The organism is Gardnerella vaginalis (assembly GCF_001546485.1).
GTDB classification, from domain to species: domain Bacteria; phylum Actinomycetota; class Actinomycetes; order Actinomycetales; family Bifidobacteriaceae; genus Bifidobacterium; species Bifidobacterium vaginale_D.
Genome location: NZ_KQ956843.1, coordinates 1 through 14,852, shown reverse-complemented (window position 1 = coordinate 14,852; position 14,852 = coordinate 1). Strand labels below are relative to the sequence as shown.

Here is a 14,852-nt window from a genome sequence, read left to right as displayed (position 1 = left end):
TTAAACGCAATAAAAGGTACTGCCAATGAAGCAATCCGAAGCCTTAACCATAATCAACGCTGGCGCGAGCGTGTTCATTACAGGCGCTCCGGGTGCAGGTAAAACCTACGTATTAAACGAAGCTATTCGCGAAATGCGAAAAAACGGTTTAAGTGTTGCTGTAACTGCTTCTACTGGCATTGCGGCAACGCATTTGAACGGTCAAACCATTCATTCGTGGAGCGGGGTGGGAGTTTCAAACGCGCTTACGGATACACTTCTTAAAACCATTAGAGCTCGGCGAGGAAAGCGCATAAAAGCTACGGACGTGCTCGTTCTGGACGAAGTTTCTATGATTCACGCGTGGCTTTTTGACATGGTTGACGAAGTGTGCCGTAAAGTGCGCAAAAATCCAGCTCCTTTCGGTGGACTTCAAGTAGTTATTTCAGGTGACTTTTTCCAACTTCCGCCTGTAAGCACTTCTATGCGAAATCGCGACGTGTTCGAGCCTAGCGAGGAGTTCATTTCGTCGCGCGAAAAGTATGCTGCTGCCGGCAAAAATCCGGAAGGCTATATTACGGAATCTTTCGCATGGGATGCTTTAAAGCCGACTGTATGCTACTTAACTGAGCAGCATCGTCAGGATGATGGCAAATTGCTTGAAGTTTTAACGGATATTCGTGGCGGTCTTGTAAGTGACGACGACAAGCAAGTGCTTGCTAGTCGCCTTGGTGAGTATCCGGAAGATGACGAAGTTGCAGTGCATCTTTTCCCAACGAATTCGCAAGCAGACGGATTAAATAATGCTAAACTTGCGGCAATTGATGCGGAACCCCACGAGTTTGTGGCAACGGAAGCCGGTCCTAAGAATCTTGTTGAGCGCTTAAAGAAGAATATGCTTGCTCCGGAGCGTTTAGTTTTGAAGGCTGGAGCTGCTGTAATGGCGTTGCGAAACGATCAGGAAAAGCAGTACGTAAACGGCTCTGTTGGGCGTGTTTTGAGGTTCGCGCCTGAATCTAAAGGCGGATGGCCAATTGTTGAGTTTGAAAATGGCAATATTGTGACTCTTAAGCCGGCTGCTTGGGAAATGACAGACGGCGAAACGGTTCTTGCTAGCGTAAATCAAGTGCCGCTTCGTTGCGCGTGGGGAATTACGATTCATAAGTCTCAAGGCATGACACTTGACAGTGCGGTAATGGATTTGCGTAGAACTTTCGCTCCCGGAATGGGATACGTGGCGCTTTCGCGCGTGGAAAATCTGGGCGGGCTTTATTTGGAAGGTATTAACGATCGCGCGTTTAGTGTTTCAGCAGATGCTGTACTGCTCGACGGATCTTTGCGTGAGGCTTCACGGCGGGCGAGTGAGCTGCTTTTTAGCGAGGGTGCTTCCGCGTTTGTTGCTAAAAAAGAAGATGTTGATTTTGCGGATCAGCAGGAGCTTGATATTTTTGTTAGCGCAGACAGTATGGATAGCACTGTTAATGACGAGTTTGGATTCGATAACGAGTTTTAGTTGAAAATTACGTATTGTGAGTTTGTTTAGTAGTGTAAACAAGTGTTTATGTCCTCATGCGCACATAGATTGGAACGCATGAATTCCAATGTACTTCGTATGTCTCAGCTGTTCCTTCGTACGCTGCGCGAGGATCCTGCAGACGCGGACGTGACTTCCGCAAAACTTATGCAGCGCGCAGGCTATATTCGCAAATCTGCCCCAGGCGTGTGGACCTGGCTTCCGCTAGGACTTAAGGTTTTAAACAAGGTTCAAGCGATTATTCGCGACGAAATCAACGGCATTGGTGCGCAGGAAGTTCACTTCCCAGCGCTTCTTCCGCGTGAGCCTTACGAAGCCACTCACCGTTGGGAAGAATATGGCGATAACATTTTCCGCTTAAAGGATCGCCACCAAGCTGACTATCTTCTTGCTCCAACGCACGAAGAAGTTTTCACGCTCCTTGTTAAGGATATGTATTCTTCCTATAAGGACTTACCTGTTACTTTGTATCAGATTCAAACGAAGTATCGCGACGAATTCCGTCCGCGCGCTGGCCTTATTCGCGGCCGCGAGTTTATTATGCAAGATGGTTATTCGTTCTCGATTAACGAAGATGGTTTGAAGTCTGCTTATGTTGAAGAGCGCGCTGCTTACGCTCGCATTTTCGACCGTTTGGGCATTAAATACGTGATTGTTCACGCTGTTTCTGGCCCAATGGGTGGTTCTGATTCCGAAGAGTTCTTGGCTCCAATGCCAATTGGTGAAGATACTTTTGCGCTTGCACCTTCCGGAAAAGCTTGGAATGTTGAGGCTTTGACCACTCCAGAAATGCAAGATGTTGATTATTCGGCAACTCCTGCAGCAGAAGCTCTCGAAACTCCAGATGCTAAGACGATTGAAGCTTTGGTGAAGGTTTCTAACGATTTGCATCCTCGCGAAGATGGACGCGAATGGCAAGCTTCCGACACTTTGAAGAACCTTATTATTGCTGTTAAGCATCCGGCAGACGCTGAAGGCGGCGAGCACGAGGAGCCATGGCGCGAAATTGTTGCTATTGGTATTCCGGGAGATCGCCAGGTAGATATGAAGCGTCTTGAGGCTCAGTTTGCTCCTGCAGAAATTGAAGAAGCAACTGAGGATGATTTGAAGTCTCATCCTGAGTTTGTAAAGGGCTACATTGGCTTTAGCGTATTGGGTCCTCAAGCTCGCCAAGAGGGTAGGGGTATTGCAAATCCTGTTCGCTACTTGATGGATGCTCACGTTGCAAAGGGAAGTGCCTGGATTACAGGAGCCGACGAAGAAGGAAAGCATGTTTACAACGCTGTGTACGGACGCGATTTTGAAGCAGACGGCGTTGTTGAAGCAGCACAAGTTCGTGACGGCGATATGAGCCCAGATGGTTCCGGTCCGCTTAGCTTCGAACGCGGTGTGGAAATCGGCCAGGTGTTCCAGCTCGGCTTAAAGTATTCTAAGGCTTTGGGCTTAAGCGTTCTTAACGAAAACGGTAAGGCTGTGCCGGTTTGGATGGGTTGCTACGGCATTGGTGTGAGCCGTGTGCTCGCATGCTTGGCAGAAACGCATCACGACGACGCTGGTCTCGCATGGCCTATGGCTATTGCTCCAGCTCAAGTTCATGTTGTTGCTACTGGCAAGGATCAGGTTGCTTTCGATGCTGCTGAGAAGGTTGTTGAGGAGCTGAGTAAGCAGGGAATTGAAGTGATCTTCGACGACCGTCCAAAGGTTTCTCCAGGCGTGAAGTTTAAGGATGCTGAGCTTGTTGGCGTGCCTCTGATTGCTGTAGCTGGCCGCGATACCGTGAATAATGGCACGATTGAAATCCGCAATCGTGATGGTTCTGATGTTGAAGCAGTTCCAGTTGATGAGGCTGCAAGCCGCATCGCTGAGCGAGTAAACGCTTTGCTTGCGTAACGCTTTACTTGCGTAACGCTTTGCTTGCGTAAGTTTTTATAAATCGCAATTTGCCGCCAAGAATAGTAATATTCCTGGCGGCATTATTGTTTATCGTGGTGCGAGAGATATTATTTTATTTTCTTTTCTTTAGATATCTGCATCACCCCCAAATTCGTCGTTCATAGCGTGTGAGTGAGAGTTAGTTTGTTCAGTTTGTGCACTTTTTTCACTGTGAGTATGTTCTTCAGTTTGTGCACTTTTTTCAGTTTGATTATTGGTATCTGATTGATTTGTACGCTTGGTAAATTGCGTAGTTCCGCGATTCAAATCATGTCCAATAGCGCAGGCTTCCAAAATTAAACGATTATAATCATTTCCGTCTTTCGTCCAGCTTTCGGTACTTAGGTTACCGTAGACCATAATTGCATCGCCTTTATGTACGCTTTTCAGCACATTTGAAGCTAAAGTGCGGTATGCTTTCACTGTCATCCATGTAGTTGGCCTATCGTGCCATTGGTGCTCATCGTTACGGTAATATGATTGTGTGCTTGCAATGCGTAGCGAACAAGCTGGAAAATTTTCATTACGTCCAAAACTGACTGGTTCAGCTCCTACGTATCCGCTTATCGTCACCGTGGACTGTTGTTGTGCCATGTTGTATCATCCTTTCACAAATTGGACTGCAGCCATTTCAGCCCCGAAATCAGAGCCACCATTGCCCCTGAGCTTCGCAGCCATGAGGAAATGCCGCAGTAGTAATAACTATGAACTTTGCGCAACAACTTTGCTAGAAAATTCTTCTCTTGTGGTTAAAAGCTATGTTGTATCCACAATGTAATACATCTCTTGACATAACAAAATATGTAGTAACGCTGCCCACAGTTGTATCTGTATATGCATCATAATTCCTTATCGCAAGGTAACATTGAGCAGACGTGTTGAAAATATTGAATGCAGTGAAGAAGATATGTATGGTGCAAAACAGCTATGAAGAGGCAAAATATAAGCCTGCTATGTGCGTAAGTGCCTTAGCGCATCCTTCAATACATGTTTCAAAAGATGTTGCGAAGAATGCATTAGTGCGTACGAGTGCTGTAATAATTGCGTGCTTAGCTGCGTGCTTGGCTGTGTGTTTGGCTATGTGCTCGACTGCAAGTTTACCTGCATACGCAATATTCGCAAATTTTACTGATTCTACTGTAGAAAATTCGCACCAATATCAACAGAACCCAATCATTCAAACAACTCACACTGCTTCCACTACTGCTTTTATTCAGTCTGACAGTGTGGCTCGTTATGTTCTCGCTTCTATTCGTAATGCAAGATCGCGTCTTTACGATAATCGTGGCACTTATTTTAATGGCATGCCTTTGCAAGATTATGTGAGTCGTTGTGGTCTCAGCAAAGAAGCGTATGTAAATAATATTCAATATGATGCTGCGAATGAGCAGGATGCATTTCGTCGTGCGCAAGAAACTGCTCAGCATGGAAAGTTTGGTCATTTTGGTCCAGATGGTGTGAGTGCGCCTGATTATACGGGTCGAAAGGCGTGGGCTGAAAATTTAAGTTGGGGAGTGGATCTTGCTGGCTCTATGCAGCTGTGGATTCAGAATGAAGAATCGGCATTGCGAGCCACAGCAGGAGCTTTTAGCGAAGATAATGGTCACTTGTACCAAATCTTGAATCCTAGCAATATTTCTTTCGGCTACGGAGAGGCTTCGGGTGGCCCTTATGGTGTTGTTGGCGCACTAACGCTGTCGGAATATAACGGGGATATTGATTATCCTGATGGCAAAATTGGTCCTGAATCTCCCGAAGAGCAAAAAAAGCGTGCTGAAGAGGAACAAAAAAAGAAAGAAGAGCAGCAGCGTAAAGATGAGGAAGCTAAGAAAAAGGTTGTTGCTCACGAAAAACATGGAAGGCGCGTAAAACATAAGCATCATAAAAAATTTGCGAGTGCTATGAAAAAAAGTAGTGTAACGCATGGGTTTATGCCGTTTGTTATTGTGCTGTCAAGCGCGCTTGTTTCATGCGTTGTAGCAGTAGCAGCTTGGATTTTCTTAAAACGAAGGCTGATTACTAAAAATAGTTTGCACGTGAAGCATATTGCGCATAGCAAAACTGGCGGAAGTGAAAAATCTTCTGATAATTCAAAAGATAAACAATAATATTACTAAAAATATTAATAAAAATAGAAAATAATAAGCCTGCAAACGTTTATTAAGCGTCTGCAGGCTTCTATTTTTGACTTATTTTTGACTTATTCGCGACTTATTTGCGATTTATTCGCAACTTACCAAATGTGTACGCGCTCAGCAGGGTCGAGCCACATTTCGTCGCCTTCTTTAACATCGAACGCATCGTAGAACAAGTCTACGTTTCGAGCAATGCCGTTAGTTCGGCATTCGGCTGGGGAGTGTGGGTCGATTTGAAGCAGCTGTTCCGCAATCTCGTTACGAGCTTTAGAACGCCATACCAACGCGTAGCTTAAGAAGAATCGTTGCAAAGCAGTGAAACCATCTACTTCAGGAGCGTTCAGCAAAGTTTCTCGAATAGCATCTTCACTTCCGTCAATTTCACGTCCTTCGCTCTTTTGCAAAGCGAAAGCGTAGGCTTTCAGTGCAATAGTTACGCCGCTTAAATCGCCAATATTCTCGCCGATTGTTAAAGCGCCATTTACGTGAGGCATTGCATTGCGCTCTTCTTTGTTCTTTAAGTGAGAGTATTTAACAATCAATTGCGTTGGTGTAAAAGCATTGTATTGTTCAATAAGCTTTTTAGTGCGCTCAGTAAAGTTGGTTTTGTCTTCTTCAGTCCACCAATTGTTAAGCACGCCGTCGCCGTCGTATTCGCAACCTTGATCGTCAAAACCGTGGCCGATTTCGTGACCAATCACGGCACCAATAGCGCCGTAATTTGCTGCGTCTGGAGCGCTTGGGTTAAAGAATGGCGGTTGCAGAATAGCAGCCGGGAATACGATTACGTTCAGCAGAGGATCGTAGTAAGCGTTCACAGTTTGCGGAGTCATCTGCCATTCTTCGCGGTCTACAGGATTTCCAGCTTTTGCAGTATTCCTACCAAAGCCGAATCGAGAAACTTCGCGCATATTCTCAACTAAACCAGCGTTTTCTTTAATATTTAGCGCAGAGTAGTCAACCCAATGATTCGTGTAACCAATATTCGGCTCAAACTTGCTAAGCTTTTCCAAAGCCTTCGCCTTAGTCTCCTCGCCAAGCCAACTACTATGCGAAATCGACTCGCGGTAAGCGTTAATAAGATTGTCAACTAAGCCTTGCATATACTTTTTAGAAGATTCAGGGAAGTGCAGGCGCACGTATTCGCGACCAACTTCCTCACCGCAAGCATCGTCAACAACTCCAACTGCTCGCTTCCAACGGTCGCGTTGCTTTGTGGCACCAGAAAGCACTTTGCCGTAGAAGTCGAATCTAGCTTCGGCAAAGTCTTCACTCAGCAGGCTTGCCCAGCACAAAATCACGTGCACGCGCGCCCAAAGCTTCAAATCTTCTAAGTCAGCTTCCTGCCAAATCTTATTCAATCCTTCTATAAAGCTTGGCTCGTGAACTACTACTTTGTTAAAAGCTTCACGAAGATTGATTGGCTGGTGCTTTGCTTCTTCGCAATTATCATACGCTTTTTGCGCAGCATCTAAGAAAGCGTCGAGATTCAGCGCTTCAAGCGTTTTTGCTAAATCTACATAAGTGTAAGGATTATAAGTTTTTTGAGAATCGCGAGTTGCTACGTTATCCCAATGCTTGCTTGCAATCTGCGTTTCAACATTCAAGAAACGCTCGGCTTGCGTTTGAGTAGTAGTTGCGTCACCGTAACCAGCTAAGCGCAGCAGCGAAGCTACCATTTTTACGTATTCAGCGCGAATTGGAGCATAATTATCTTCGCGATAGTACGCTTCGTCCGGCAAGCCCAATCCCGACTGCTCAATATGCATAATATTCGTCTTAGGGTCCTTAGGATCCCCGTAAACGCCAAAATAGAACATTGCGTCCGGTCCGCCGTAAGGGTTAAGTGAGCCAAGAGTGCGAACCAAATCTTCCTTATTGCTAGCCGAATCAACAGCGTCTAAATCGCTTTTAATTGGTGTAATTCCAGCTTTTTCAATAGCTGCAGTATCCAAATAATTACGGTATAAAGTTTGCGACTTTTTAGCTGAGCAATCTTCGCTTTCTAAAATATCTCGAATTTGCGTCTCTGCATCTTCTGCAAGTTTGTGGAAAGCGCCGTACATTGGGCGGTCGTCTGGAAGAGTGTAAGTGTCAATCCAAGGACCGTTTATGTAACGGAACAAGTCGTCTTGTGGACGAGTAACTGATGAGAAGGAGGCTGGATCGAAATCTACAGCAGAAATTTCTTTCTGTGATTCGTGATTGCCTTTATTATTGTTTTCATTGTTATTAAGCATGAATTTAGCTTACAAGTATTAAGCGACACTATGAGCTAATATTTTCGTTATATTTTCCTTATGTTTTCGCGCTATCTTGCGCTATTTTCGTGCCTGCGCGTTAGTCTTGAAGCATGATTGAACTGAAAACTCCAGCTGAGATTGAAGCGATGAAACCTGCAGGTCGCTTTGTAGGTAGTATTCTTAAAGATTTGAAAGCAATGACCAAAGTTGGCACGAATCTTCTCGAAATTGATGCCTTCGTTCGCCAGCGTATTATGAGCCGCAAAGGTGCTTCTTCTTGCTATGTTGATTACGCTCCTGATTTTGGAACAGGTCCTTTTGCGCACTATATTTGCACTTCTGTAAATGATGCTGTTCTTCACGGTGTTCCTTACGATTACAATCTTAAAGATGGTGATTTGCTAACTCTTGATTTGGCGATTAACGTCGACGGCTGGGTTGGTGATTCAGCTATTAGTTTCGTTGTTGGAAAGCATGCAGATCCTGAGGATTTACGCTTAATTAAGTGCACTGAGGAAGCTTTGGAGGCTGGCATTAACATGGCTCAGCCTGGCAACCGTCTTGGCGATATTTCTGCAGCTGTTGGTTGCGTTGCTCACGAGTATGGTTACAGCGTAAATCTTGAGTTTGGCGGTCACGGAGTCGGTCATATTATGCATGGTGATCCTCACGTTCCTAACGACGGTACTGCTCATCACGGCTATAAGCTTCGCCCAGGTCTTGTGATTGCAATTGAGCCATGGTTCTTAAAGACTACTGACGAGATTTACCAAGATCCTAAGGACGGCTGGACTCTTCGCTCTGCTGATGGTTCTCGTGGTGCGCACACTGAGCATACTATTGCGATTACTGAAAATGGCCCAGAGATTTTGACTGTACGCTAGACTTATAAAGAGTTGATTTTTGTAAGTATTTCGCGAGTAGTAATTGCGTAAGATAGATGTAAAGAGGTACGTTAAGTAAATGGCGGAATTTGATTTTGCCCAAGCGTTAAATGAAGTTGAAGCAAAGTATTCTTCGATTGCTAAAGCACTAGATGTCGATTCGTTGAAGGCTACGATTGCTGATTTAGAAAAGCAGGCTGCTGAGCCTGGGCTTTGGGATGATTCTGAGCATGCTCAGCAAGTTACCAGTAAGCTTTCTGCAGCTCAGTCTCAATTGAAGCGTTTGCAAACTGTTGAGCAGCGCATTGAGGATACTAAGACTTTGATTGAGCTTGGTGAAGAAGAAGGCGATGCTGATTCCATGAGCGAGGCTCAAGAGGAGCTTGGCTCTATTGCTCACGAGTTGGACGATATGGAAGTTCAGACTCTTCTTGACGGCGAGTATGATGCTCGATCTGCCGTTGTTACGATCCGTTCTGGTGCGGGCGGTGTGGATGCTGCTGATTTTGCTCAAATGCTTCTTCGCATGTACTTGCGTTGGGCTGAGCGAAACGGCTACAAAACAAAGATGATGGATACGTCTTATGCAGAAGAAGCTGGTATTAAATCCGCTACTTTCCAAGTGGATGCACCGTACGCGTATGGTCGCCTTTCTGTAGAAGGTGGCACTCACAGGATGGTTCGTATTTCTCCATTCGACAATCAAGGACGTCGCCAAACTGGTTTTTCTGCTGTTGAAGTAATTCCTCTTGTTGAAGCTACGGATCATATTGATATTCCAGATTCCGACATTCGCGTGGATACTTTCCAAGCTTCAGGTCCTGGCGGTCAGGGTGTGAATACTACGTATTCTGCTGTTCGTATTACGCATTTGCCAACCGGCTTAGTTGTTTCTATGCAAGATGAGCGCAGTCAGATTCAGAACCGCGCCGCTGCAATGGCAGTTTTGCAATCTCGTTTGCTGGTGCTTAAGCATGCGGAAGAAGCTGCTAAAAAGAAGGAGCTTGCTGGAGATATTAAGGCAAGTTGGGGAGACCAAATGCGCTCCTACGTGCTTCACCCGTATCAGATGGTGAAGGATTTGCGCACTGGCTACGAAACTTCGCAAACTCAGGCTGTTTTTGACGGCGATATTGACGGCTTTATTGAAGCTGGCATTCGTTGGCGTCACGAGCAGCGAGTTGCGGCTCAAAAAGAAGCTGAAGCAGAATCTTAAGAAGAGCTGTAAGAAGAATCTTAGGTAAAATCTTAAGCGGAATCTTGAGTGGAATCTTGAGTGGAATCTTAAATATAAGTTTAAATTACGCTCAAAAACTAACAATTACACATAATCTTCGGAAGGATTGAAACAATGTCGCTGATTTCATTAGATCATGTGTCAAAAATATATCCTCGAGGTACGCGTCCTGCGTTAGATGACGTATCTTTGCATGTTGATCGCGGCGATTTTGTGTTTCTGGTTGGTGCTTCAGGCTCTGGCAAAACTACATTGCTGAGTTTGCTTCTTCGTGAAGAAGAAGCAAATGGTGGAGAAATTCACGTAGCTGGTAACGATTTGCGTAGACTTTCTAACCGTCAGGTTCCGCAGTATCGCAGATCTCTTGGCTTTATTTTCCAGGATTATAAGCTGCTTAATAATAAAACAGTTTATCAAAATGTTGCTTTTGCTTTGGAAGTGATTGGTACGAGTAGAGCGACTATTCGTTCGCTTGTGCCGCGCGTTCTGGAAACCGTTGGCTTAACTGGTAAGGAAAATAACTATCCGCACGAACTTTCCGGCGGCGAAGCACAGCGTGTGGCAATTGCTCGCGCATATGTAAATCATCCACAAATTTTGCTTGCTGACGAGCCTACTGGAAACTTGGATCCAACTACTTCTCTTGGTATTATGGAAGTTTTGGAAGCTATTAATCGCACAGGAACTACAATTGTTATGGCTACGCATAATGAGGAAATCGTGAACTCTATGCGTAAACGAGTTGTGGAGCTTCATGAGGGTAAAATCGTGCGAGATGAGCGCGAGGGATCTTACGATTCTGCGCTTTACTTCCCAGATTCCGACGTTGAACAGAAGTCTAAAGCACAACAATCTGTTGGAAACATTGATGATTCAGACAGTCATGCGATTCAAGATTCAGCTCATCAAACGCATCATACTGAACGTCATAAGAAACTTTCTAAAAAAGCTCAGCGTGCTGCTCAAGCTCAAGAAACAGTTGATATTGTAACGCAATCCTTGCAAGGTAATACTTCTGAGAATGAGGGAATTGCTCGTTTAGCTCAGTCGGTTCATTCTGGTCGTACTGGTCGTTATGGCGAAGTGTTCCAGTCTTTGGAAACAACAATGACTTGGGGTCGTGGATTGCTTTCTGTGAGCGATAAGCAGGATGACGATATTGAGCATGAGACTTCTGAAAGTGGAACTCCTGACGATAAAACTACTAACGATAAAACTACTAACGATAAAACTACTAACGATAAAACTATTAACAACGATATAGCTAGCAATATTAAGCAAACTGCTACTGATTCAGTAGACAGCGCTAACAATAGTGCAGATAATTCGCAAGCTCAGTTAGAAAAGTCAGTTATGCGTGAAGAATCCGACAATATTGAGGATACTGAATCTGCTCACAATCCTGAATCTGCTCACAATGCTGAGGATGCTGTAAGCGCTGATGAATCGCAACAAGAAGTAGACAATCATGTGCCGCAGCAGCAAGAGGTTCTCAATAAGCCGTCTCTTCCTCCAATGCCGCCAGCTCCTCCTCAATCTGCACTGTCATCTGCAAACAATGATAACGGTAATAATGGCAGCGATACTAACGCTACTAACGACAAGAGTAATAGCAACAATAGTAGTGACAATAATAATGCGAGCGAAGCTGAAGGAGCGAAGTAATGCGTTTAAGATTCATTTTTTCCGAAACATGCATTAGTTTACGCCGTAACGTTTCAATGATTCTTTCCGTTATGCTTGTAACGTTTATTTCCTTCCTTTTTATTGGCGCTTCTGTGCTAATGCAGGCTCAGATTACTCAAGCTAAAGGCGACTGGTACGACAAGGTTGAGGTTGTTGCATGGCTTTGCCCAGACGGCACAAGTCAATCTCCTTCCTGCGCTTCTGGAAAAGCCCCAACAAACGCTGAAATAGTAAAGCTTGAGCATGTTATTCACCAAGAATTAGGCGACGACGTTTCAAATATTACGTACGTAAGTCGTAACGAATTTTACAAAAATACCTTCCTAAAGCAGTACCCTAATGGAATGTATCAGGGTAGAACGCTTACAGCCGCAGATATGCAGGATTCGCTTCGTTTGAAGCTCACGAACCCTATGAAATACCAGGTTGTTTCGGAAGTTCTTTCTGGGCGAGATGGTGTGGAAGAGGTTGTTGATCAGCGACAAATTTTCGATCCTGTTTTCAGTGTACTTAATCGCGCTACTGTTGTGACGATTGTGCTTGCAGCAGTTATGGTTGTGGTAGCTATTATGCTTACTGGCACTACGATTCGTATGTCTGCAGCGAGCCGCCGTCAAGAAACCGAAATTATGCGCTTAGTTGGTGCTTCTAACTGGACTATTCGCATGCCGTTTATTCTTGAAGGTGCTTTTGCTTCCTTCGCTGGTTCTTTGCTTGCGGGCGCGGCATTAAGCTTGGTTGTAAAGGTGTTTGTAACTGATTGGCTTGCACAAAATGTTCGTTGGATGCCATTTATAACGCAATCTACTGTGTGGTTATGCGTTCCAATGCTGGTAGCCGGTGCAGTAGTGTTGTCGATTATTGCTTCAGCTATTGCTCTAAGACGATATTTGAAGGCTTAGCGCAATATTAAATTAGCGCAGTATCAACTTAGTGTAGTATCAAAATTGACTTCATGAGTGGAACTTATGTGAGTCCTAACATGATGTAAAATGTAAGTTTTGCGACATTGGCTCGCGTGGTTCCTTGCGTCACGATATAATTCGCAGTAGTGATGTGGAAAGGGAAGTGATATGAGCGAGGCTCGACGTAGCATGATTGCAATTCGGCGCACTCATACGTTAGTGAGCTTAATTGTTGCTGGTACCATGATGCTTGCTGGCGTGGTTGGCTCAGTGTTAACAGCATCTGAAGCGCGCGCAGTAAGTATGAGTGAGTATAACCGTAAGGTGCAGAATAATGAGAATTTGAAGCGCCAACTTGCGGGTGTGAATAAGCAATTAGCGAATAAAATTCTTGAATTGAACGATCTTAATGAGCGTCAAATTCCAAGCCAAGTGCGTGCTGCTCAGCAGGCGGATGAACAGGCTGCTCAGGCGCGTAGTCTTGTGGAATCAACGCAGCAGCGTTTGCAATCTGCGCAAAAAGATAAGCGCAATTTGGAAGAAAAAATTAAAAAAACTGGTGCTGATTTTGATGATGCTAAAGCTGCGGTAGCTCAGTTAGCGCGTAAAAGTTTCCACGGTTCGCAAGCTTCTGATGTTATGGGCATTGTAACAAAATCCACTACGACTGAGCAGTTTGTGGGTAAATTGCAGTCGGAAGCTGCTGTAGCTCGTAGTGAAGCGAATGCTGCTAATGATGCTGCTGTCACATTGAATACTTCCATGAACCGCCGCCAGCGTTTAGCTGCTATTGAAACAGAAATTGCAAAACTTAAGCAGCAGGCGGATACTCAAGCGCAAAGCGCACAGTTGGCTGCACAGGCTGCTAATGATCGTAAAAAATCGTTGCAAAACTTGCGCGATCAAGGTGAAAATATTCGTAAGCAGTTAGAAAGTCAAAAAAGTAGTTTAACTTCGCAATCTGCTCGTGAAGCTGCAGAGATTATAGCTATGAAGTCGGCTATTGATGCTCAGGCTCGTGCTCTTGCTAATAAGGCTGTTGCTCGCGCTGATCCGAATGCTGGTAATCGTCAGCAGGTTAAGGGTGGTGCCGGAGTTAATGTTTCCTTACCTCCGATGCAGCTTTCTAATGGCGCTGCTAGTGGCATGAATTATACTGTTCCTGGTAATTGTCCTGATCGCGCTGGTTTCTGCTACGGTCATAATACTGGTAATACTGTTGGTGGCTCTGCGTATCCTGCACGTCAATGCACTTTGTGGGCTTATTTGCGTCGTTCGCAGCTGGGACTTCCTGTTGGCTCTTATATGGGTAATGGAGCAGATTGGGCAAATACTGGTCGTCGTTTAGGATATTTAGTGAATCGTACACCACACGTTGGTGCGGTAATGGTATTTGCTCGTGGTCAGCGTGTTGGTAATTGGAATGCTGATTGGCAGTATGGTCATGTGGCTGTTGTTGAGCGTGTGAATGCCGATGGTTCGGTGCTTATTTCTGAAGGTGGCACTGGTTTCGCAACATTCCCTGCGTATGAAACTATTTATAATCCTGGTAATTATGAGTATGTACATTATTAAGGGTTATAATGCTCATAGTTCGCAAAATTGTAGCGCTATTGTGGGTTATGTGACGCTCTGATTTTGGAACTGTATGCACTTGCCATAAGATAGTAATGTCTTATGGCAAGTTTTGTTTATAGTTGATTCTTGTATTTGTTATGTATAAGTTGATGCGTATTGGAGGGCAATAATGGTAAAGAAGCCTGCGCAAGATGGTACAGTTACTGTTGCGCAAAATCGTAAGGCGCATCATGATTATGCTATTGAAGATTGCTATGAGGCTGGTCTTGCACTTACTGGCACTGAAGTGAAATCATTGCGTGAGGGGCGAGCATCGTTAGCTGAATCGTTTGTTACTATCGATCGTCGCGGTGAAATGTGGCTTGAAGGTGCGAATATTCCAGAATATTTAAACGGTACGTGGAATAATCATGCGCCTAAGCGTAAGCGTAAGCTATTGCTTCATGCAGCACAGATTGCTAAGCTTTCGAGACAAACTGAAGCAAAAGGCTATACGGTAGTGCCATTGCGTTTGTATTTTAAGGGAAGTTACGTAAAAGTAGAGATTGCTTTAGCGCGTGGTAAGAAGGAATTTGATAAGCGTCAAGCATTGCGTGAAGAACAGGATAAGCGTGAAGCTTTGCGCGCTATGCGTTACCGTAATTTGCGCGCTCGTGGCGTTGACTGAATACGGTCAGTGATTGCAACCTTTCCCGCGTTTGCACGATGACCTGCTTTCGCGCTGCGATTTAGCGCGCGA

The 14,852-nt window shown here is 44.8% G+C and carries 10 protein-coding genes and 1 pseudogene; 9 read left to right on the top strand and 2 right to left on the bottom strand.

All coding sequences use genetic code 11. The features are described 5' to 3' along the window. The first annotated feature begins 25 nt into the window (after positions 1-25). Together HMPREF3208_RS01630 and HMPREF3208_RS01625 are read left to right on the top strand one after the other, a co-directional pair. Entirely contained in the window at positions 26-1,492 is a 1,467-nt protein-coding gene (locus tag HMPREF3208_RS01630) for a PIF1 family DEAD/DEAH box helicase (protein ID WP_064346919.1), read from the top strand. Between the two features lie 78 nt (positions 1,493-1,570). Beyond that, positions 1,571-3,403 (top strand): proline--tRNA ligase, encoded by a 1,833-nt coding sequence (locus HMPREF3208_RS01625; protein WP_032814342.1) that lies wholly within the window; start codon positions 1,571-1,573, stop codon positions 3,401-3,403. A 129-nt stretch (positions 3,404-3,532) separates the two neighbouring features. Here HMPREF3208_RS01625 and HMPREF3208_RS01620 read toward each other — a convergent pair whose 3' ends face one another. Beyond that, entirely contained in the window at positions 3,533-4,039 is a 507-nt protein-coding gene (locus tag HMPREF3208_RS01620; RefSeq protein WP_064346917.1) for a single-stranded DNA-binding protein, read from the bottom strand. 317 nt (positions 4,040-4,356) lie between these two features. On the opposite strand from HMPREF3208_RS01620, the gene HMPREF3208_RS01615 reads away from it, so the two are divergent. Continuing rightward, positions 4,357-5,553: a CAP domain-containing protein gene (locus tag HMPREF3208_RS01615; RefSeq protein ID WP_230953044.1), complete on the top strand. Its 1,197-nt coding sequence runs from the start codon at positions 4,357-4,359 to the stop codon at positions 5,551-5,553. A 125-nt stretch (positions 5,554-5,678) separates the two neighbouring features. Here the strand turns inward: HMPREF3208_RS01615 and HMPREF3208_RS01610 are convergent, their stop codons facing one another. After that, a complete protein-coding gene (locus HMPREF3208_RS01610; RefSeq protein ID WP_064346912.1) occupies positions 5,679-7,820 on the bottom strand; it encodes a M13 family metallopeptidase in 2,142 nt (713 codons plus the stop codon). A 113-nt stretch (positions 7,821-7,933) separates the two neighbouring features. On the opposite strand from HMPREF3208_RS01610, the gene map reads away from it, so the two are divergent. The 6 genes and pseudogenes from map (at position 7,934) to smpB (ending at position 14,780) form a co-directional block, all read left to right on the top strand. After that, positions 7,934-8,707: a type I methionyl aminopeptidase gene (gene map / locus HMPREF3208_RS01605; protein ID WP_064346910.1), complete on the top strand. Its 774-nt coding sequence runs from the start codon at positions 7,934-7,936 to the stop codon at positions 8,705-8,707. A 79-nt stretch (positions 8,708-8,786) separates the two neighbouring features. Further along, a complete protein-coding gene (prfB, locus tag HMPREF3208_RS01600) occupies positions 8,787-9,923 on the top strand; it encodes a peptide chain release factor 2 (protein WP_064346905.1) in 1,137 nt (378 codons plus the stop codon). A 135-nt stretch (positions 9,924-10,058) separates the two neighbouring features. After that, positions 10,059-11,072 (top strand): annotated as a pseudogene (ftsE, locus tag HMPREF3208_RS01595) (cell division ATP-binding protein FtsE); the annotation flags it as partial. A gap of 536 nt (positions 11,073-11,608) precedes the next feature. Beyond that, positions 11,609-12,532, top strand: a complete 924-nt coding sequence (gene ftsX, locus HMPREF3208_RS01590) for a permease-like cell division protein FtsX (protein ID WP_032814340.1) — start codon at positions 11,609-11,611, stop codon at positions 12,530-12,532. A 171-nt stretch (positions 12,533-12,703) separates the two neighbouring features. Further along, complete coding sequence (locus HMPREF3208_RS01585; protein WP_064346902.1) at positions 12,704-14,110, top strand: CHAP domain-containing protein; 1,407 nt, start codon at positions 12,704-12,706, stop codon at positions 14,108-14,110. Positions 14,111-14,282: 172 nt separating this feature from the next. Further along, positions 14,283-14,780: an SsrA-binding protein SmpB gene (gene smpB, locus HMPREF3208_RS01580; protein WP_016637147.1), complete on the top strand. Its 498-nt coding sequence runs from the start codon at positions 14,283-14,285 to the stop codon at positions 14,778-14,780. The last annotated feature ends 72 nt before the right edge of the window (positions 14,781-14,852 follow it).